This is a genomic window from Bradyrhizobium sp. NBAIM08 (genome assembly GCF_020193935.1).
Lineage (GTDB): Bacteria > Pseudomonadota > Alphaproteobacteria > Rhizobiales > Xanthobacteraceae > Bradyrhizobium > Bradyrhizobium yuanmingense.
In genome coordinates this window covers 776,345-795,129 of record NZ_JADYVR010000003.1, presented here as the reverse complement: position 1 = coordinate 795,129, position 18,785 = coordinate 776,345, and the positions used below count along the sequence as shown (strand labels likewise).

Below are 18,785 nucleotides of genomic sequence, written 5' to 3'. Positions count from 1 at the left end.
ATTTACCGCGCATCCTCCAATATCATGTCGGAAGCCTTTTCGGCGATCATGATGATCGGCGCATTGGTGTTCCCTGACACCAGATCCGGCATGACGGAGCCGTCGACGACGCGAAGGCCGTCGAGTCCCCTCACCTTCAGCCGCTGGTCGACCACCGCGAGCGCGTCGTTGCCCATACGACAGGTCGAGGTCGGATGATAGATGGTGCTGCCCCGCTCACGGCAATAATCCAGGATCTCGGCGTCCGTCGATACCTTCGGCCCGGGATCGTACTCGTCGACCACGAACGGCTTCAGCGCCGGCGCGTTCAATATCTTGCGCAGGATCTTGATGCCTTCGACATTGGTGGTGCGGTCGGTCTCCGTGGACATGTAATTGATCCGGATCTCCGGCGGCACGGTGGGATCTGCGCTCTTAATGCGCAAGGTGCCGCGGCTCTCGGGCCGAAGCTGGCACACCGAGGCGGTGAATCCGGAGAAGGCGTGCAGCTTCTCGCCCATCTTGTCGGTCGAGAACGGCAGGAAGTGCACCTGGATGTCGGGCGAGGCGAGGCGCGGACTGGTCTTGAAGAAGGCGCCCGCCGTGCCGGCTGCGATCGTCAACCAGCCTTTGCGGAACAGTGCATAGCGTGCGCCGGCCATGGTGCGGCGAAGCGGATGATTGACGGTGTCGTTGAGCGTGATCTTCTGCGAGCAACGCATGACGATGCGAACCTGCATGTGATCCTGCAGATCGTGACCGACGCCCGGAGCGTCCAGCAGCACATCGACGCCGTGCTGGCGCAGAAGATCGCCGGGGCCGACGCCGGAGAGCTGGAGCAGTTGGGGTGAATTGTAGGCGCCGCTCGACAGCACGACCTCGTTGCGCGCGCGGGCGCGGCGCAAGGTGGCGCCTTGCCGGTATTCGACGCCGACCGCACGACGCCCTTCGAACAGGAAGCGCTGGGCGTGGGCGGACGTTTCGATCTTGAGGTTGCTGCGCGTCTTCGCGGGACCGAGATAGGCGACCGACGTCGAGGCGCGGCGGCCGTTGCGCGTCGTGGTTTGGAACAGGCCGACCCCTTCCTGTGTCGCGCCGTTGAAGTCGGGGTTGTAAGGCAGACCGGTCTGGACTGCGGCATCGATGAAGGCCTTCGATAACGGATCGGTCACGATCATGTTGGACACCGGCAGCGGCCCGCCCGTGCCATGATACTGATCGGCGCCCCGCGACTGGTTCTCGGCCTTCTTGAAATAGGGCAGCACGTCGTCATAGCCCCAGCCGGTATTGCCGAGCTGGCGCCAGCGGTCGTAGTCCTCGTGCTGGCCGCGGACATAAAGCAGGCCGTTGATCGAGCTCGATCCGCCCAGCGTCTTGCCGCGCGGCTGGAACACCTGGCGCCCCTTCAGCTCGGGCTCCGGCTCGGTCTGGTACATCCAGTTGACGGTCTTCTCCTTGAACAGCTTGCCGTAGCCGAGCGGGACGTGGATCCAGATGTTTGAATCCTTCGGGCCGGCCTCCAGCAGCAGCACGCTGTGCTTGCCGTTCGCGGTGAGGCGGTTGGCAAGCACGCAGCCAGCGGAGCCGGCGCCGACGATGATGTAGTCGAATTCGGGATCGGTGGGTGTGAGGGCGGAATTTGCGTTCATGCGCTACTGTTCTTCTTGTTAGAGCGGGCGTTTCGAGTTTGTGAGTAGCACACTCAGGCCTTGACGCGCAGCGCCTCGACCAGCGACTTGAACGCACGGGCATATTCCGCGCCGGCCTTGGCGATATCGGCGCGGCCGGCGCAGGCGACCGCGGCCTCCGTCACCGCGCCGAGCAGCAGCCGCGCCAGCGGCTCGACCGGCTGCCGCGCGATCAGGCCGGCCTCCATCGCGGCGGAGAGCGCACGCGGCATCTTGCCGCCAAAGTGCTGCGCGTCGATCTCGCGCCAGCGCTCCCAGCCGAGCACGGCCGGCCCGTCACGCAGAATGATCTGGCCGGTCGGCCCCTTCGCGGTCGCGGCAAAGTAATGCTGGGTGCCGGCGACCATGGCGGCGAGCACGTCCTTCTCGGCGCGTGCCGTGCGGTCGATCTCGGCAACGAGGTCGCGCGACACCTGGTCGAACACAGCCTCAAACACCGCCTCCTTGGTCTTGAAGTGATGATAGACCGCGCCTTTGGCCACCGAAGCGCCTTCGGCAATGTCGTCCATAGTGGTCGCGGCAAAGCCTTGCGTCCCGAACAGGCGCCGCGCCGCCGTCAGGATCGCCTCCGATGTCGCCGCCCGCCGCTCCGCCTGTTTGGCCATAAGCTCTCGTCTAGTCGAATTCGCGAGAGCCGGCCAGTTGACTTTTCGACTATCGGTCGGTAATTACCGACTATCAGTCGGTTTTAAATTGTGAGGTCACCATGCCGAGCCGTGAGATCGTGGAAGCCTTTGCGAAGCGGCTGGAGGATGGCGACTTCGTCGGCGCGATCCTCGACTACTACACCGCTGATACCGCGACCTATGAGAATCTCGCCGCGCCGGTGGTCGGGCGCGACAAGCTCGCGGATAAGGAGCGCGGCGTGCTGGCGGCGTTCAAGGAGGTCACTGCCGTGCGCCTCGGCCCGAGCCTGATCGATGGCGATGTCGTTGCCAGCCGCTGGAAGTTCTCCTTCACCGACGCCGAGGGCGCGACGCGGACGCTGGAGGAGATCGCATGGCAGACCTGGCGAGGCAATGAGATCATCGAGGAGCGCTTCTTCTACGATCCGAAGCAACTCGGACGCTGAGCGGGATTCCCCTATCGGTACAGCATGACCACGGCCAGACCGACGAGAGGCGCAAGAAACTGAACGGCCTGCCACCGAGAGCCATCGATCGACCACCGTCCGTAGAAGACGGTGCCGCCGCGTTGGGGCGGCGATGCCGGTTGATCCCGAAATGTCTTCCACCGCGCCTCGGCAGGCCCGAGAAAATCTTCCGCTTTGACCGCCATGTCGGCGCTGCTCAGCACCACCTGGATCGCCTCGCCTTTCGGCTGGAACATGGCCTCGGCCCCGGGTGGCGAGAAGAAGCTGCGCTTCGGGGCGATATGCTGCTCATAGAAGTTTTGACCGACCGTGACGGCCGCAGCGTATGGACTGACATACGGCACCCCCGAGATGCCGGGAACGACCAGATGGCCCACCCCGCGCACCTCCTGCCAGGGAATGAAGAGACCCTTGAGCCCATGGCCTGTGAAAGTGGATGCCCGCGGAAGACATGGAGACGACCGCCCGATCCGCGTAGAAGTGCCGGTAAGCTGAAAACGCGATCCATCCGAAACCCAGATAGAGCAACATCCAGCCGAAAACGTTCAGCGATGGGTTCACGAGATGAGTCCAATAGTGACTGCGCATCGTGCCGACATAGCTGGAGCCGCCGCTTGGCCCGCCGACGAATACGCTGATCACACCGATCAAGCCGGAGACGATGATCAGGACCAGGACGCCGATCAACAACTCAAGCAGCAAGGGCAGGCCGGACCGCCCGATCAGGCTCGTCAGGGCATAGCCTGCGAATGCCAGCCCCAGCAGAGCCACATAGACGACTGCCAAAACCGCTCCATTCTGGCCGCGGCTCTCTGCGTGAAGCGCGATCGCAAGGCCGGCGACGCAAGCCCACATGGCCCAGGGAAGGCGGTCCATCCGCCATTTGTCCATCGTGTATTCGACCGTTGCCGACACGTCGGCTGAAGGCTCGCTCATGGACAGGCCCTCGGAATTTCGAACGCATCCGGTGCCGACGCGGCGCACGGTGGCCTGCCGGTCCACGAAACGTATCACGCGATCGAGGGGGCGTCTCGATCCGCTGACGAGAAGAAAACATCAGCGCAGATTCCGGTGTTGAGGTCCGGATAGGAGGCTGATGATCCCCGGAGCTTGGCCTTGTCATTTAATGACTGATCGGTCTATATATTGGCATGAGGCAAAATACTGCAACGCCGATGCCCCGTGGCCGGCCGCGAAGTTTCGACGTGGACGCTGCCGTCGAACGCGCGATGGATGTGTTCTGGTCGCGCGGCTATCACGCCACGGCGCTGCCCGATCTCCTTCGCGCGACCAGGCTGTCGCGGGGCAGTCTCTACGCCGCTTTCGGCGACAAGCATTCGCTCTTCTTGCGCGCGCTCGATCGCTACATCGCGGATGCCTTGGCGCGGATGGATGTCGAATTCGATCCCCGGAACGATCCGGTCGACGGCCTGCGGGCCTACCTGGCCGGCTACGTCGAGCGCACCAGCGGAAGCAACGGCCGGCGCGGATGTCTCCTGGTGGCCACGGCGATGGAATTAGCTGGCGGAGATGCCGACGTCGGTCGACGCGTTGCGGGCTTCTTCAAGGCGATGGAGGCCAAAGTGACCGATGCACTGTCCCGCGCGAAAGCGGCGGGCAGGTTGGCCGATGGTGTTGAGCCCGCAACGGCCGCCCGGGTTCTCGTCTGTTTCGTTGAAGGGCTGCGCGTGGTCGGCAAGACGGCACCGGCACGGACCACATCGCAAGCGGCCGTCGACGCTCTCATCGGTCGTTTCGTCAGGTAAGCAACCCCGTGACGCCTCCGCTGATGGTGCGCCGATATTTGGACTGATCGGTCTTTAAAAAGGAGATCCGCCATGTCTGCCATCCAGATCGTGTGCGCGATCGCCGTTCCCCTGATCTGGGGTTATCAGTTCGTGGCCATCAAAGTGGGCGTTGCGGAGTTTCCACCGCTCTTCTTCCTCGCACTGCGCTTTCTGGCCATTGCGCTGCTGCTTGTTCCGTTCGTGGACAGGCCCACGCGTCAACAGCTCGGCCCTGTCGCAGCTATTTCGCTCTTCCTTGGTGGACTGAATTTCGGGCTCTTCTACGTTGGCCTCGGGCTCGGCTCGGGAAGCATATCGGCCGTCGCATACCAACTCGCCACGCCCTTCACGGTTCTGTTGGCCTGGCCGCTGCTGGCGGAGAGACCGTCACTTGCCACCTGCGCCGGAGTGATCCTTGCATTCGTCGGCGTGACCGTGCTGGCGGCGGAGCCGGGCCAGTCCACCAACCCGCTTCCGCTGCTGCTTGTAGTCGGAGCAGCTTTCGCCTTCGCGGTGTCCAACGTCTTGACGAAGCGTTATGGCCCCTTCGATCCCTTGATGTTGATGGGGTGGTCCTCGCTGCTCACGGTACCGCAGGTCATGTTGATGTCGCTGCTCCTTGAACATGGACAAGCGGCGAGCCTTGTGACGGCGGGCGAACTTGGCTGGCTGGCGCTCGCCTACACGATCTTCGCCGGGGGAATTGTCGGGTTTGGCCTCTGGTTCTGGCTGATCGCCCGTTGCTCGATGGTGCGCGTCGCGCCCTTCGGTCTGCTACTTCCGGTGTTTGCCTTGCTTTCGAGCGTACTGTTTCTCGGCGACCGGCTTACGCCCAAGCTGATCGTCGGCGGACTGCTCGCGATCTCCGGGGTCGCCATCACCCAGCTGAGACCGCGCCCCCGCCCCGTTTGATGTCCGGCCTGTCGGGCATTTGTATCGATTTGTTATCGATACTGCGTGAAGAGCACGCAGTAGTGGTCGCGGCCGGCGCGGCAAGCGGGGATAATTCATAGTTCGTCAAAGGTTTACGGCGAATTCTCCGGATCGAGCCGAAAAGAACGGCCCGTGCTGCTAGGCTATTGAATGCGGACTCAAACGACCAGCTATGTCGCACGGCTGTTCGCCGGCGATCTGTCGGCCTTCGGCGGCCCCGCAACGGACGAGGCCGTGGCCGGGCATATCCGCGCCGAGCAGATGTCGCTGGTGCTCGGCTATTCGGTCGGCATCATGCTGGCCAATGCCTGCAACGCCATCGTGCTCGCCATCGCGCTGTGGCAGTCGCCGGACAGGATGCCCGCCCTGATCTGGGCGGCGGCTGTCGCCGCCGCCGCGATCGGATTTGGCCTGCAATCCCACGTCGCGCGCCGCATCACCAAGCCGCAATTCGTCTCGCGTCGCGCGATGTACCGGCTGGTGCGCAACGCCTTCATCCTCGGAGCCGCCTGGGGCATCGTCCCGGTCGCCTTCTTCGCCGACGCTTCCAGCGGCGGCCAGCTCGTCATTACCTGCCTGTGCGCGGGCATGCTGGCCGGCGGCGCGCTCGCCTTCGCCACCATTCCGATCGCGGCGATCGCCTTCACGGCGCCGATCTTCCTCGGCATCGCCATCTGCCTCGGCCAGAACGGCGATCTCGCCTTTCTCCTCATCGCCTTTCTCGTCGTGGTCTACGGCAGCGTCCTTTTGCGCGGCGTGTTCGTCAATTCGTTCTCGTTCGCCCGGCGCATGATGCGGCAGATCGAGGCCGAGCGCACGGTGCGGCTCGATCCCCTGACCCACCTGCCCAACCGCGTCGCCTTCAACGAAACGCTCGATGCCGCGCTCAAGCGGCTGGCGCTATCGGGCGAGGAATTCGCGGTGCTCCTGCTCGATCTCGACCGCTTCAAGGAGGTCAACGACCAGTTCGGCCATCCCGCCGGCGACGAATTCCTGGTCCAGGTCGCCAGCCGCCTGCAACGCTGCACGCGCGCCGCCGAGCACGTCGCGCGGATCGGCGGCGACGAGTTCGCGCTGGTGATGGCCAATCTGACACGGCCCGAGGATGCGCTCGAGATCGCCGAACGCTTCGTCGCGGCCTTCAGCGAGGCGTTCCAGATCGAGGGTCGCCAGATCGTCGGCGCGATCAGCGTCGGCATCGTGCTGGCGCCACGCGACGGCAACACGCCGCTCGACCTCATGAAGAATGCCGATACCGCGCTCTACCGCGCCAAGAAGGTGGGGCCGGGCACAGTCTGCTTCTTCGAACAGGCCGACGACAAATCGTCCCGCGAGCGCAAGGCGCTGCAAGCGGACCTCGCAGGCGCGATTGCGCGCAACGAGCTGTTCCTGGTGTTCCAGCCGTTCCTCGATCTCGGCACCAACCGGATCACCGGCTTCGAGGCGCTATTGCGCTGGCAGCATCCTTCGCGCGGGCTGGTTCCGCCGAGTGAATTCATACCAGTCGCCGAAGAGACCGGGCTGATCCACGAGATCGGCGAATGGGTCATCCGCCGCGCCTGCGCGACGCTGGCGAATTGGCCCGAAGACATCAGGGTTGCCGTGAATTTCTCGGCCGCGCAATTTCACAACACGGCCATCCTCCAGACCATCGTGCAGGCGCTCGCCGAGGCCAGGATCGCCCCGCATCGGCTCGAGATCGAGATCACGGAATCGATGCTGCTGGCGAAATACGGTTCGGCCGCGACGGTCCTGAACGCGCTGCTGGAGCTCGGCGTCACCCTCGCGCTCGACGATTTCGGCACCGGCTTCTCCTCGCTGACTTACCTGCGCAAGCTGCCGTTCAGCCGCATCAAGATCGACCAGTCCTTCATCCGCGACATGCTGGTGCAGCCGGACTGCGCGGCCATCGTGAAATCGGTGATCTCGCTTGCGCGCGATTTGCGGATCGGCGTCGTGGCGGAGGGGGTCGAGACCGCCGACCAGCTCGAATATCTCAGGCAGATCAGTTGCGACGAGGTGCAGGGCTATCTCATCAGCCGGCCGGTGGCCGCGGACGGGGTGATGGCGCTGCTGGAGACGAAGAAGTACCGGGCGATTTACGCGGCGTAGGGCTCTACCGATTGGTCCTTGGTAGCCCGGATGGAGCGGAGCGCAATCCGGGACGAGTGTGCGCCGGAGCAACACCGCCCCGGATTTCGCTCCGCTCCATCCGGGCTACAGGGATTCCCCAGAGGAGAGAACCCTCACCCGCGCCTTCGGCGCGACCTCTCCCGCAAGCGGGAGAGGTGGAGCCCGCGGCGCCGTCTACTTGCTCCTAGGAGAGTCCCGCTCCGGCCTCCTTCAAACCGCATCCGCCCGCAGCAGCGTGTCCACCGTGATGGTGCCCCGCGCGCGGGAGACGCAGGCGCAGATCTTCTGGTTGCTCTGTTTCTGATGGTCGCTGAAGAAGACGTCGCGATGGTCGATCTCACCGTCGACATCGACCACGTCGATGGCGCAGAGGCCGCATTCGCCGCGCTTGCAATCGGATATCACCTCAAAGCCGCTGGCATTGAGCACGTCGAGCATCGAGCGCTCGCGCGGGATCTCGAGCTCGACACCGGAGTCTTTCAGGCGCACCCTGAACGTTTCGGTGGGCAGCGTGCCGCTGGAGCCGAAGGTCTCGTAGCGGAGATCGGGGAGCGGATGGCCGGCGCCGATCCAGGCATGGCGTGCGGCGTCGAGCATGCGCATCGGGCCGCAGAACAGCGCTAGCGTGCCTTGCGGCAATGAGGCGAACAGGGCGTCCATATCGAGCCGGCTGCCTTCGTCGCTGGCATGAACGACGAGGCGATCGCCAAGCATCGCGGCGAGATCGTCGAGATAGGCGGCCTCGCGGCGCGAGCGTACGGCATAATGCAGCGTGAGATCCGCCCCGCGCCGCGCCAGCACCTGCGCGGCGCCGAGGATCGGGGTGATGCCGATGCCGCCGGCAATCAGGCAGTAGTTCTCGCGCGCCCAGTCCACCGCAAGCAGCGAGGCGGGCTGGGTGATGTCGAGCCGCGCGCCCGGCTGCAAGGACCACATGTAGCGGGAGCCGCCGCGGGAATCATCGGCACGGCGCACAGCAATTCGGAGGCCGTGCGACGAGGCCTCGCCGACCAGCGAATAGGACCGCGTCTCCGGCAGGCCGTCGATGGTGACGCTGACATTGATGTGGCTGCCGACCGGATAGGCCGCGGCCTCGAACTGATCCGGCTTGATCAGGAATTCGCGGACGTTCGGGGTGAGATCGCGGGTGGCGATGAGCGTTGCGGGAGTCCAGGTCTCGATGAAGCGCATGGTGACTGCCCTCAATCGGTTGCGGTCTTGATCAGCGCGAGCGCCGGCAAGAGGTCGAGATGGGTGCGGTTGCGCAGCGCGAGCCGCAGGTTTCGCACCGCCAGCCGGGCATGCTCGCGCATGACGGCCTCGGCGCGCGCGCCTTCGCGGTTCTCGATGGCGTCGATCACGACGCGATGGTGCTCCTGGGCGATGATCAGGATCTGCTGTGCCTCCGGCAGCGCCGATTGCGCCATCACGAAGCCGCTTGGCGAGGCAAACGGCAGCGCCGAGGCGCGGTCGATCTGCCGGATCAGCGGGGGGCTGCGCGACAGTTCCGTGAGCTGGGCGTGGAAGCGCGCATTCAGCGCGACGTAGGACGAGAAGGCATCGACCGAGATCGGCACCTGCCCCAGCAGCTCGTCGATCGCAGCAAGGCACTCCTTCAGCGGCTCGAGCTCGCGCGCAGAGACGCCGCGCTCGGCGGCAAAGCGCGCCGCCAGGCCTTCCAGCGTGCCGCGCAGCTCGATGGAATCGGAGATGTCGCGCTCGGAAAACGCCTTCACCATGAAGCCGCCGGAGGGGATCGCCTCCAAGAGCCCCTCCTCCTCCAGCCGCACCAGCGCCATGCGCACCGGCGTGCGCGAGGCGCCTGTGGTCTCCACCGCCTGAAGCTCGGAGATGCGCTCGCCCGGCCGCAAGGCGCCCGACAGGATCTGGTCGCGCAGCGCGAGCTGCGCCTTCACGGTCTGCGAGATGGAGCGGTCGACCTCACGCTCGGCCATGTTCTACTCCGCGGCTTGAAGGTGCTTTGGGGCGTTCTCCTTCGCCACCATCCGATCGATCAGCTTGCGCGACCACATCGCGCCGGCGTCGATGTTGAGGTTGTAGAAGATGCGGTCGGGGTTTTCGTCCATCGCGCGCTGCTGCGCTTCGAGGATCAGCTCGTCCTCGCGGAAGATGCCGGAGACGCCCTCGCGGATCTCGGTGGTGAGGCGCTGCTCACCGAGACGATAGTTGCGGACGAAGGACCAGAAGTAATGACAGGTCTTCTCGGTCTCCGGCGTGATCGTGTTGAGCACGAAGCCGTTGACGCCCTGCGAGCGGTCGCCTTCCGGCGCACCGGTGCCCGTCGGCGCGACGCCGACGTCGATCGCGATGGTGCACGGCGCCTCGAAGCGGATGATCTGCCAGCGGTCGACGAGGCCGGGCTTGCCGAGCTGCTTGGCCCAGAACGGCGGCGGCTCGATGCCCCGCATCCAGCGCGTCACCGTCACCGTCTTCTCGCCATGGGTGACGTCGAACGGCGCCTCGGCGACGGCATCATTGCCGATGGAGGAGCCGTGCACGAAGGTCTCGTGGGTGAGATCCATGAGATTGTCGAGCACGAGGCGGTAGTCGCATTTGACGTGGATGGTCTTGCCGTCGCCGGCCCAGGCCGGGTCGTGATTCCAGTGCATGTCGGGGACGAGCGCGGGATCGGCGAGTGCGGGATCGCCCATCCAGAGCCAGACGTAGCGGTGACGCTCGACCACGGGATAGGCACGCACGCAGGCCGAGGGGTTGATGGTCTCCTGCGAGGGCATGAAGGTGCAGCGGCCCTGCGCGTTGTATTTGAGGCCATGATAGCCGCAGACGACGGTGTCGCCTTCGAGCCGGCCCTTGGACAGCGGCACCAGGCGATGCCAGCAGGCATCCTCCAGCGCGGTCACCGCGCCGTCGGCCTTGCGATACATCACGACATGCTTTCCGCAGATGGTCCGCGGCAGCAGCGCCGCCTTGACGTCGGCGTCCCACGCCGCGGCGTACCAGGCGTTCATGGGGAAGGGTTTTGTCATGTCTCACTCCCACGGCTTATGAATACGTTATGTATACAATAGCTGAGGGATGGAATTGTTCAAGATGGAATCAGCTCTACCTTAATACCTTTATCCTCGTGATTGTATACATAACGGGGGAATGACCGCGTCCGGCTCCGGCTCCGCTTACCCTCCCCTGGGGAGGGTAAGACAGCGGCGACCTCTCGGAACAACTTACGCCGCGAACACCTTGGCTAGGCCCGCCTGGGCTTCCTCCTGGATCCGTTTCAGGTGCTCGGGGCTGCGGAAGCTTTCGGCGTAGATCTTGTAGACGTCCTCGGTGCCGGACGGCCGCGCGGCGAACCAGCCGAAATCGGTTTCGACCTTGATGCCGCCGAAGGGCTGGCCGTTGCCGGGCGCCTTGCTCAGCGTCGCGCGAACGGGATCGCTGGCGAGGTCCTTGAGGCCGAGCTGCTCCGGCGTGAGGGACTTCAGGATGTTCTTCTGCGGCCCGGTGGCGGCGACGTCGATGCGCGCGTAATGCGGCATGCCGAATTCGGCGGTGAGATCATTGAAGATCTGGCTGGGATCGCGGCCGGTCTTGGCCATGATCTCGGCAGCGAGCAGGCCGAGGATGACGCCGTCCTTGTCGGTGGTCCACACCGCGCCGTCGCGGCGCAGGAACGAGGCCCCTGCACTCTCCTCGCCGCCGAAGCCGAAACCGCCGGTGACGAGGCCGTCGACGAACCATTTGAAGCCGACCGGCGTCTCCACCAGCTTGCGGCCGAGCTTCTTGGCGACGCGGTCGATGATCGAGCTCGACACCACGGTCTTGCCGATCGCGGCATCCCTGCCCCAATCAGGTCGGTGCGCGAACAGGTAGGAGATCGCGGTCGCCAGGTAATGGTTCGGATTCATCAACCCGCCGGTGCGCGTGACGATGCCGTGGCGGTCGGCGTCGGTGTCGTTGGCAAAGGCGACGTCGAAGCGGTCGCGCATGCCGATCAGGCTCGCCATCGCGTAGGGCGAGGAGCAGTCCATGCGGATCTTGCCGTCCCAGTCCACCGTCATGAAACGGAAGGTCGGATCGATCGCCTCGTTCACGACATTCGCGTTGAGGCCATAGCGCTCGATGATCGGATGCCAGTAATGCACGGCGGCGCCGCCGAGCGGATCGATGCCGATTTTGACGCCGGCGGATCTGACGAGGTCGAGATCGACGACATTGCCGAGATCGGCGACGTAAGGCGTGACGAAGTCGTAGGCGTGGACATTCGCGGCCTTGCGCGCCTTGGCATAGTCGATGCGCTTCACGTCCTCGAGCTCGCCGGCGAGATAGGCGTTGGCGCACTTCTCGACGGCAGCGGTCACGTCCGTATCGGCCGGGCCGCCATGAGGCGGATTGTATTTGTAGCCGCCGTCCTCGGGGGGATTGTGTGACGGCGTGATGACGACGCCGTCAGCAAGACCAGAGGTGCGGCCCTTGTTATAGGTGAGGATCGCATGCGAGATGACGGGCGTCGGCGTGTAGCCGCCATCCTTGTCGATCATGACCTCGACGCCGTTGGCTGCGAACACCTCGACGGCGCTTGTAAGCGCCGGCTCGGCCAGCGCATGGGTGTCGATGCCGATGAAGAGCGGGCCGGTGAGGCCCTTCTCCTTGCGGTAGTCGCAAATCGCCTGCGTGGTCGCGAGGATGTGGCCTTCGTTGAACGTGTTCTTGAACGAGGTGCCGCGATGGCCCGACGTGCCGAACGCCACGCGCTGTGCCGGATCGGACGCGTCCGGCTTGCCGGCGAAATAGGCCGTCACCAGCCGCGGAATATTGGTGAGCGCGTCCGGCGAGGCCTGCTTGCCCGCCGCGGGATGAACATCAGCCACTGGAATACCCTCGTCCTGTCGTGAGTGCGGGACACCATAGCATCGGCTAAGCCCCCGCCAAGGCCACAACACGCGCGAGGGGGAAGGCGTTCCTTGGAGGCGCTGCAGTCCCCATGAGCGGCCTTCGTGCTATGCTCGGCAGCACCGCCCTTTCGAATCGTCTGATGATCCCATCGCGCAAGCTGCTCGTACTGATCGCCAGCCTCATCCTGGCCGGTGCACCGGCGCGCGCCGCGGAGTTCTACACCGAGGACCTGCGCATCCCGATGGCGGAGGCCGGACCGCAGGGGCTGGAGGCCTTTCTGGTCCGACCAGTCGGGACCAAGCGCTATCCGCTGGCGCTGCTCAGCCATGGCTCGCCGCGCAAGTTCGAGGACCGCGCGACCATGTCGGCACACAAATACTATGGCATCGCGCTGGAATACGCCCGGCGCGGCTTTGCGGCGCTGGTGGTGATGCGGCGCGGCTACGGCACCTCGCCGGGCGGGCGCGTCGACAGCGTCGGCGGTTGCGCAAAGGCCGCGTACCTGCCGGCGGCGGCCGTCGCGGTTGCCGATCTGCGCGCCGCGATCGATGCGATGGCGCACCGGGGCGACGTGACGACATCGGGCATGATCGCGGCCGGCCATTCCGCAGGCGGCCTTGCAACGGTGGCGCTGAGCGCACAGGCGCCGGCGGGCCTCGTCGCCGCGATCAATTTTGCCGGCGGCCGCGGCTCGCGCAACCACGACGACGTCTGCAATCCGGATGGGCTGATGCAGGCCTTTGCCACCTTCGGCAAGACCTCGCGCGTGCCGATGCTGTGGGTCTATGCCAGCAACGATTCCTATTTCGGTCCCGACCTCGCGCGCCGGCTCCATGACGGGTTTCGCGCCGGCGGCGGCAATGCGAGGTTCGTGGCGGCACCGGCTTACGGCGAAGACGGGCATTATCTCTATTCGGTCGCGGGTCGGCCACAATGGACGCCGTATCTCGACGCCTTCCTGCGCGAGCGCGGACTCGGCCATGACCTCCTGAGCCTGCCCGATCCGCTGCCGCCGCCACGCCAGCTCAACGAGGCCGCGCGGGCCGAGTTCGCGCGCTATCTCGCCAGCCTGCTGCCGCACAAGGCCTTTGCGGTGTCGCCGAACGGCGGCTACGGCTGGCGCGCCGGACGTGCTACGACTGAGGAGGCCCGGCGCGACTCGCTGGCAGCCTGCATGAAATGGTCGCCCAGCTGCACGCTCTATGCGGTCGATGACCAGCTGGCGGAGCCGTCGCAGGCCAGATCCACCGACCAGAGCGCCCGCGCGCGACCGTGACGCACACACGCCTGAGGCCGGTTTGTTAACTCCGGCGCTCTATGACAAGCCCATGCTGCGGGATTGGGCACGCTTCATTCTCGGCGCGACGTGGAGGCACGTCGCGGTCGTCCTGCTCGTGTCGGCTCCGATCGGCGCACATGCGGCCGACGGCAGCAGCGAGCTCGGCGCCGGCGAAACGCCGTCGTCGCGGACCACGATTCGGAAGATCATCGAGAGGGAAACCAAGAGCACCAATCTGCCGGCCGATATCGCCGAGGCGGTCGTCTTCGTCGAAAGCGGCTACAACCCGGCGGTCATCGGCAGCGCGGGCGAAATCGGCCTGATGCAGGTGCGCCCCGAGACCGCGGCGATGCTGGGCTTCCGCGGCAGCAGCGCGGAGCTGGCCGAACCCGACGTCAACATCCATTACGGGGTGCTCTATCTCAGCCAAGCCTGGCGGCTTTCGGGCGGGGACCTCTGCCGCGCGCTGATGAAATACCGGGCGGGTCATGGCGAAGTGGAGATGAGCGCGCGGTCGCAGGTCTATTGCAACCGGGCCCGCAACCGGCTTGTCGCGATGAGCGCGATGCCGGGAGAGCGCGAAGCTGCGGCTGCTCCGGATCCGGCGTCCACGGTTGCAGCTGCCGTTGCGGTTGCGGCTGCGGCGCCCGTGAAACCGGCGAGCCGCCCGAAGATGCCGGTGCAGCCGAAGGCGGTCTATGCCCGCTATCGTCAAGGCACCGCGGCCGCCAGCCGCGCCTATTGGGCGGCCCATGAGGCCAGGGTCAGCCGGATCAAGGCGCGCATCGAAGCACGTTGGAAGCGCGTCGCATCGCGCTGACGGCGATGTTGCTATTGTCTGAGCATGATCTTGCCGGAAAACCGCTGCACGCTTTTCCGGATCTTGCGCTACAGCCGCTCGCTGAGCGCGAGCTTGTAGCCGACGCCGGTGACGGTCGCGATCACGGGCGTGCCGCTGCCGACGAGCTTGCGGCGCAGCCGCGCCACCAGCGCATCGACGGTGCGGATGTCGACTTCGGCCTGGCGGTTGCTGACCACCTCGATCAGATAGTCGCGGCTGAGCGGCCTGCCGTCGGCGCCGACGAGCGCCGCCAGCAGGTCGAATTCGGCGCGCGTCAGCGCCACCGGCTTGCCGTCGTTGCCGAGCAATTCGCGCCGGGTCAGGTCGATGATCCAGTCGCCGAACGCGATCGAATTGTGGTTGCGCGCCGCCTTGCGGTCGATCGAGCGACGCCGCAGCACGCTGCGCGCACGCGCGAGCAGATCGCGCAGGTTGATCGGCTTGGTGACGTAATGGTCGCCGGCGACCTCGAGGCCGAGGATGCGGTCGACGTCGGTGTCGCGCCGCGTCACGAAGATGATGCCCGCGTTGCTGGTGGCCTGGATCTCCTTGGCGAGCTCGAAGCCGTCCCCGTCAGGCAGTTGCACGTCGAGGAAGACGAGATCGGTGCGCGCGCGCAGCGCCTGACGGCACTCCGTGCAGGTGCCGGCGCCGACCACGTCGAAATTGTTGTCGCTGAAATAGTCGACCAGCATGGTCCGCGTCACCGGATCGTCCTCGACGACGATCAGCCGCTCGCGGCCGGGCGGACGAGCGGAAGCTACCGCCGTCCTGGCGGTCCCATGTGCCTGCGTCCCGACCTGCAGATTCAAGTCGCCGCGCAACGCGCCGTCATGTGAACGGGCATTCACAGCCTGTTCGAGCCCCCGAAATTGCCTGCCGCGATACTAGGCGCGTTGTGATGCGCAAACAATATTGGTCATGCTCTTGGCACATTAAGTATGAATTGGCCCACAATTCTCATTCCGCGCACCGTCGCGCCGGCAGTCTCCCGGTTTTCGGAAAAGCAGATCGTACTTCGGGCGGCGCTCTGCGGCTTGCTCCCCTGTGAGCTTCGCATCTACTGTGCCTCCAAAAGCCTGCACTCGGAGGTGGCGCATGGAGGTCATACTGCTCGGCACCGGCGGCCCGCGCCCGGACCCGCGCCGCATGGCGACGACCACGCTAATCAGGCTTGGCGAGGAGAACATCCTGTTCGACGCCGGCCGTGGCGTCATGGTGCAGCTTCACAAGGCCGGCGTGCCGCTCGGCGCCATCAACACGGTCTTCCTCACCCATCACCATTTCGACCACATCGGCGATCTCTACGATGTGATGTTGAATTCGTGGATGCACGGGCGCAAGGACGATCTCCGCATCTATGGGCCGCCGGACACTGAGCGGCTCGTCAACACGCTCATCATGCAGGTCTACGACAAGGACATCATCTGGCGGGACCAGGGCGAGCCGAGCTCGGCGGCTGGAAGCCGGTCGCCGCAACGGACATCATCCCAGGCCCCGTGCTCGACACCGGTCGCTGGAAGATCAGTGCCGAACTGGTCTCGCATGGCGATGGCCTCGACATGCCGCCGGCCTTTCTGGCGCGCTGGATCTGTCTCGGCTATCGCTTCGAAGCGGAAGGCAAGGTCATTGCTATTTCCGGCGACACCGTCCCCTGCCCCGGGCTCGAGCGGCTGGCCGAGGGAGCCGACCTGCTGGTGCAGTGCTGCTTCCTCGCCACGCCGGAGATCAACAACGAGCATTTGCGCCGGCTTGCGAAATACACGATCGCCTGCGGCGACACGGTCGGGAAGATCGCGGCCAGAGCCGGCGTCAAGAAGCTCGCGCTGACCATCACCGTCCGCGCACCGACGATGCCATGCTGAACGCATTGCTTGATGACGTCAGGCGGGACTATGCAGGACCGGTCGTGCTCGGCGAGGATCTCACGCGCATCGAGGTCTGATCATCATCGATCAACTCACCGCCTCAGGACGATCCGACCTCGATGCGGAACGACAATTGCTCTTCCGCGCCGGCTGCGATGTGCATCAGCCCCGGCTTGTCGGCGAACTCGCCATGGAAGCCGGCGGGACTTGCGTAGCCGCGCCAGGGCTCGATGCAGAGGAACGGCGCGCCTGACGGTTTCGACCAGACGCCGAGCTCGCGAAATCCGCGCCAGGACATTTTCAGCCATGGCCCGGTCGATCCACCGCCCGCCGCGGCATAGCGGACCGAAGTGCTCTCGATGCGGTCGAAGATGATGGCGTCGTCGACGAACAGGGAGTCCGACAAGGGAAGCGAGGTGCCTTTGACCGGGCTCGGCTCCGCTGCCGGCCGCAGCAATCCACCTTCGAGACGGCGGACCGGAGACGGTTCGGCGCTCGCGAAAGTCAGCGCATGGCTCTCCTTCGCCGCGCCGGGCTGCAGCGGCCAATTGAAGGCGGGATGACCGCCGAGCGAGGCCGGCAACGTCTCCTTGCCGGTGTTGGCGATCGTGAGCGTCAGATCGAGGCCGGACTCATCGATCGCATAGGCTGCCGTCAGCCGGAACGGGAACGGATAGAGCGCGCGCGTCGTCTCATTATCATCGAGCACCAGGGTGCAGCGGCTCTCGCCGCGTTCTGCCCACACGAAGCGGCTGTCGCGGGCGAAGCCGTGCTGCGTCATCCGATACGTCTTGCCCTGATGCCGCAATTCGTCGTTGGCAAGGCGCCCGACGATCGGAAACAGCAGCGGCGCGTGACGCGGCCATTCCGGCCCCGCCTGCCAAAGGAATTCGGTGCCGCCGCCCTTCAGCGAGCAGAGCTCGGCGCCGTGCGCCTTGACGGTCGCGGTGAGCGAGCCGCAGCGGAAGGAGTGGGTGTCATCGGTCATGGCCGACCTCTACACCCCGGCCTGGCACGCAGCAAGGCGACCGCCGGGCCATGCAGGCGGCGCCTCCGAGCCATGCCCGGCTGCGTCATATTTCTGTACCTAACGATTGCTCACGTGCGGCTCCTCCACCGCGAGCTCCCCGCGAACCCGGCCGGAACTCCATGAACCATCGTGGTCCCCAATTGAAATTCTTCATCAACGGCCGCTTTCTGTCGCAAAAGCTCACGGGCGTGCAGCGTTATGCCGCTGAAATGGTCAAGGCGATCGACGTGCTGCTCGCGTCGGAGCAGATTCCGGCCTCGCTGCGCAACGCAGACTGGCAATTGTTGAAGCCCGCGGATGCAAGCGAGGAACTTGATCTCGACCGGATCAAGATTCGCGCTGTCGGCCGGCTGCATGGGCACGCGTGGGATCAAATCGATCTCGCCCGCGCTGCCGCCGGAGGCCGCTTGATCAGCCTGGCCAATTCCGGACCCGTCTTCCATCGCGACCACATCGTCGTGATTCACGACGCCCAGGTCTTTCGCAGGCCCGACTTCTTCAACTGGCGCTATCTGACCGTCCATCGCACGATGGGGCGGATGCTCGCCCGGCACGCAAGCATCGCAACGGTGTCGGGATTTTCCCGCAAGGAGCTTGCGGACGTGCTGAATCTCTCGGCATCGCGCATTCCCGTCTTCCCCAACAGCGCCGAGCACTTTGCAGCCACGAAGCCCGATCCCGGCATCCTGGCCCGACTTGGCGTTCAGCCGCAGAAGTTCTTCCTCTTCGTGGGCTCGAAAACCAAGAACAAGAATCTGTCCGTCGCGATCCGCGCCATCCAGCTGCTCGACCGGGCAGACGTTCCCCTGGTCATCGTCGGCGGCGACAACAGCAAGGTCTTTCAGGATAATTCGGGCGAAGGGGCTTCCGGCCTGGTGCTGGCCGGCCGTCTGACCGACAGCGAGATTGCCGCGCTCTATGCGCACGCATCGGCCTTCGTGTTTCCCTCGCTCTACGAGGGGTTCGGCGTGCCGCCGCTCGAAGCCATGATCTTCGGCTGCCCGGTCATCGCCTCGAGGGCCGACGCCGTCGTGGAGACGTGCGGCGACGCGGCTGCGTATTTTGACGCCACGGATGCCGAGGCGTTGAAGCAGCTCATGCTCGAAAGATTGGCAATCGGCGCGATCTCGGACCAGGAACGCCGGCGGCAACAGGATCGCCTCGCACTCTATTCGTGGAAGAAATCGGCGAAGACGTTGCTCGATCACCTCGCAGTGCCGGCGAACGTCGCCAGCGCCGCGTGAAACACCACGCAGTTCGCCTATCGCGCGCATTGGTT

Annotated in this window: 18 protein-coding genes and 1 pseudogene; 9 read left to right on the top strand and 10 right to left on the bottom strand. The window is 65.3% G+C overall.

Annotated elements, in window-relative coordinates:
* Positions 1 to 2 precede the first annotated feature (2 nt).
* Together I6F37_RS14450 and I6F37_RS14445 are read right to left on the bottom strand one after the other, a co-directional pair.
* The gene (locus I6F37_RS14450; protein WP_225151682.1) at positions 3 to 1,628 is read right to left on the bottom strand and encodes a GMC family oxidoreductase; all 1,626 of its coding nucleotides are present in this window, start codon (positions 1,626 to 1,628) and stop codon (positions 3 to 5) included.
* Between the two features lie 53 nt (positions 1,629 to 1,681).
* Entirely contained in the window at positions 1,682 to 2,272 is a 591-nt protein-coding gene (locus I6F37_RS14445) for a TetR/AcrR family transcriptional regulator (RefSeq protein WP_036024750.1), read from the bottom strand.
* Positions 2,273 to 2,373: 101 nt separating this feature from the next.
* Between I6F37_RS14445 and I6F37_RS14440 the strand changes: the two genes are divergently transcribed.
* Positions 2,374 to 2,739, top strand: a complete 366-nt coding sequence (locus I6F37_RS14440; RefSeq protein WP_036013913.1) for a nuclear transport factor 2 family protein — start codon at positions 2,374 to 2,376, stop codon at positions 2,737 to 2,739.
* Between the two features lie 11 nt (positions 2,740 to 2,750).
* On the opposite strand, the gene I6F37_RS14435 is transcribed toward I6F37_RS14440, so the two are convergent.
* Complete coding sequence (locus I6F37_RS14435) at positions 2,751 to 2,996, bottom strand: hypothetical protein (protein WP_225151680.1); 246 nt, start codon at positions 2,994 to 2,996, stop codon at positions 2,751 to 2,753.
* A 52-nt stretch (positions 2,997 to 3,048) separates the two neighbouring features.
* On the bottom strand, positions 3,049 to 3,762 hold the full coding sequence (locus tag I6F37_RS14430; RefSeq protein WP_225151678.1) for a hypothetical protein: 714 nt from the start codon (positions 3,760 to 3,762) through the stop codon (positions 3,049 to 3,051).
* A 149-nt stretch (positions 3,763 to 3,911) separates the two neighbouring features.
* On the opposite strand from I6F37_RS14430, the gene I6F37_RS14425 reads away from it, so the two are divergent.
* The 3 genes from I6F37_RS14425 to I6F37_RS14415 all read left to right on the top strand — a co-directional run bounded on the left by I6F37_RS14425 (position 3,912) and on the right by I6F37_RS14415 (position 7,592).
* A complete protein-coding gene (locus I6F37_RS14425) occupies positions 3,912 to 4,526 on the top strand; it encodes a TetR/AcrR family transcriptional regulator (protein WP_109145035.1) in 615 nt (204 codons plus the stop codon).
* Positions 4,527 to 4,598: 72 nt separating this feature from the next.
* Complete coding sequence (locus I6F37_RS14420) at positions 4,599 to 5,459, top strand: DMT family transporter (RefSeq protein ID WP_225151676.1); 861 nt, start codon at positions 4,599 to 4,601, stop codon at positions 5,457 to 5,459.
* Between the two features lie 171 nt (positions 5,460 to 5,630).
* Complete coding sequence (locus I6F37_RS14415; RefSeq protein ID WP_225151674.1) at positions 5,631 to 7,592, top strand: bifunctional diguanylate cyclase/phosphodiesterase; 1,962 nt, start codon at positions 5,631 to 5,633, stop codon at positions 7,590 to 7,592.
* A 231-nt stretch (positions 7,593 to 7,823) separates the two neighbouring features.
* On the opposite strand, the gene I6F37_RS14410 is transcribed toward I6F37_RS14415, so the two are convergent.
* From I6F37_RS14410 to pgm, 4 genes are all read right to left on the bottom strand, one after another.
* Positions 7,824 to 8,804 (bottom strand): PDR/VanB family oxidoreductase, encoded by a 981-nt coding sequence (locus tag I6F37_RS14410; protein ID WP_225151672.1) that lies wholly within the window; start codon positions 8,802 to 8,804, stop codon positions 7,824 to 7,826.
* Between the two features lie 11 nt (positions 8,805 to 8,815).
* Positions 8,816 to 9,568, bottom strand: coding sequence for a GntR family transcriptional regulator (locus I6F37_RS14405; protein WP_225151671.1), 753 nt, complete (start codon positions 9,566 to 9,568; stop codon positions 8,816 to 8,818).
* Between the two features lie 3 nt (positions 9,569 to 9,571).
* Entirely contained in the window at positions 9,572 to 10,621 is a 1,050-nt protein-coding gene (locus I6F37_RS14400) for an aromatic ring-hydroxylating dioxygenase subunit alpha (protein WP_225151668.1), read from the bottom strand.
* A 195-nt stretch (positions 10,622 to 10,816) separates the two neighbouring features.
* Positions 10,817 to 12,463, bottom strand: a complete 1,647-nt coding sequence (pgm, locus tag I6F37_RS14395; protein WP_225151666.1) for a phosphoglucomutase (alpha-D-glucose-1,6-bisphosphate-dependent) — start codon at positions 12,461 to 12,463, stop codon at positions 10,817 to 10,819.
* 164 nt (positions 12,464 to 12,627) lie between these two features.
* On the opposite strand from pgm, the gene I6F37_RS14390 reads away from it, so the two are divergent.
* Both I6F37_RS14390 and I6F37_RS14385 read left to right on the top strand, forming a co-directional pair.
* Complete coding sequence (locus I6F37_RS14390) at positions 12,628 to 13,764, top strand: S9 family peptidase (protein WP_225151664.1); 1,137 nt, start codon at positions 12,628 to 12,630, stop codon at positions 13,762 to 13,764.
* Between the two features lie 52 nt (positions 13,765 to 13,816).
* Positions 13,817 to 14,587: a transglycosylase SLT domain-containing protein gene (locus I6F37_RS14385; RefSeq protein ID WP_074448115.1), complete on the top strand. Its 771-nt coding sequence runs from the start codon at positions 13,817 to 13,819 to the stop codon at positions 14,585 to 14,587.
* A gap of 68 nt (positions 14,588 to 14,655) precedes the next feature.
* On the opposite strand, the gene I6F37_RS14380 is transcribed toward I6F37_RS14385, so the two are convergent.
* Complete coding sequence (locus I6F37_RS14380; protein ID WP_036024738.1) at positions 14,656 to 15,459, bottom strand: response regulator transcription factor; 804 nt, start codon at positions 15,457 to 15,459, stop codon at positions 14,656 to 14,658.
* Positions 15,460 to 15,706: 247 nt separating this feature from the next.
* On the opposite strand from I6F37_RS14380, the pseudogene I6F37_RS45910 reads away from it, so the two are divergent.
* Positions 15,707 to 15,946: pseudogene (locus I6F37_RS45910) on the top strand (MBL fold metallo-hydrolase); the annotation flags it as partial.
* 161 nt (positions 15,947 to 16,107) lie between these two features.
* Entirely contained in the window at positions 16,108 to 16,473 is a 366-nt protein-coding gene (locus tag I6F37_RS45905; RefSeq protein WP_225151733.1) for a hypothetical protein, read from the top strand.
* Positions 16,474 to 16,576: 103 nt separating this feature from the next.
* Here I6F37_RS45905 and I6F37_RS14365 read toward each other — a convergent pair whose 3' ends face one another.
* Positions 16,577 to 17,464 carry an aldose 1-epimerase family protein gene (locus I6F37_RS14365; RefSeq protein WP_225151662.1) on the bottom strand — a complete coding sequence of 296 codons (888 nt, stop codon included), beginning with the start codon at positions 17,462 to 17,464 and terminating at the stop codon, positions 16,577 to 16,579.
* A 182-nt stretch (positions 17,465 to 17,646) separates the two neighbouring features.
* Between I6F37_RS14365 and I6F37_RS14360 the strand changes: the two genes are divergently transcribed.
* Complete coding sequence (locus tag I6F37_RS14360; protein WP_036013934.1) at positions 17,647 to 18,750, top strand: glycosyltransferase family 1 protein; 1,104 nt, start codon at positions 17,647 to 17,649, stop codon at positions 18,748 to 18,750.
* The last annotated feature ends 35 nt before the right edge of the window (positions 18,751 to 18,785 follow it).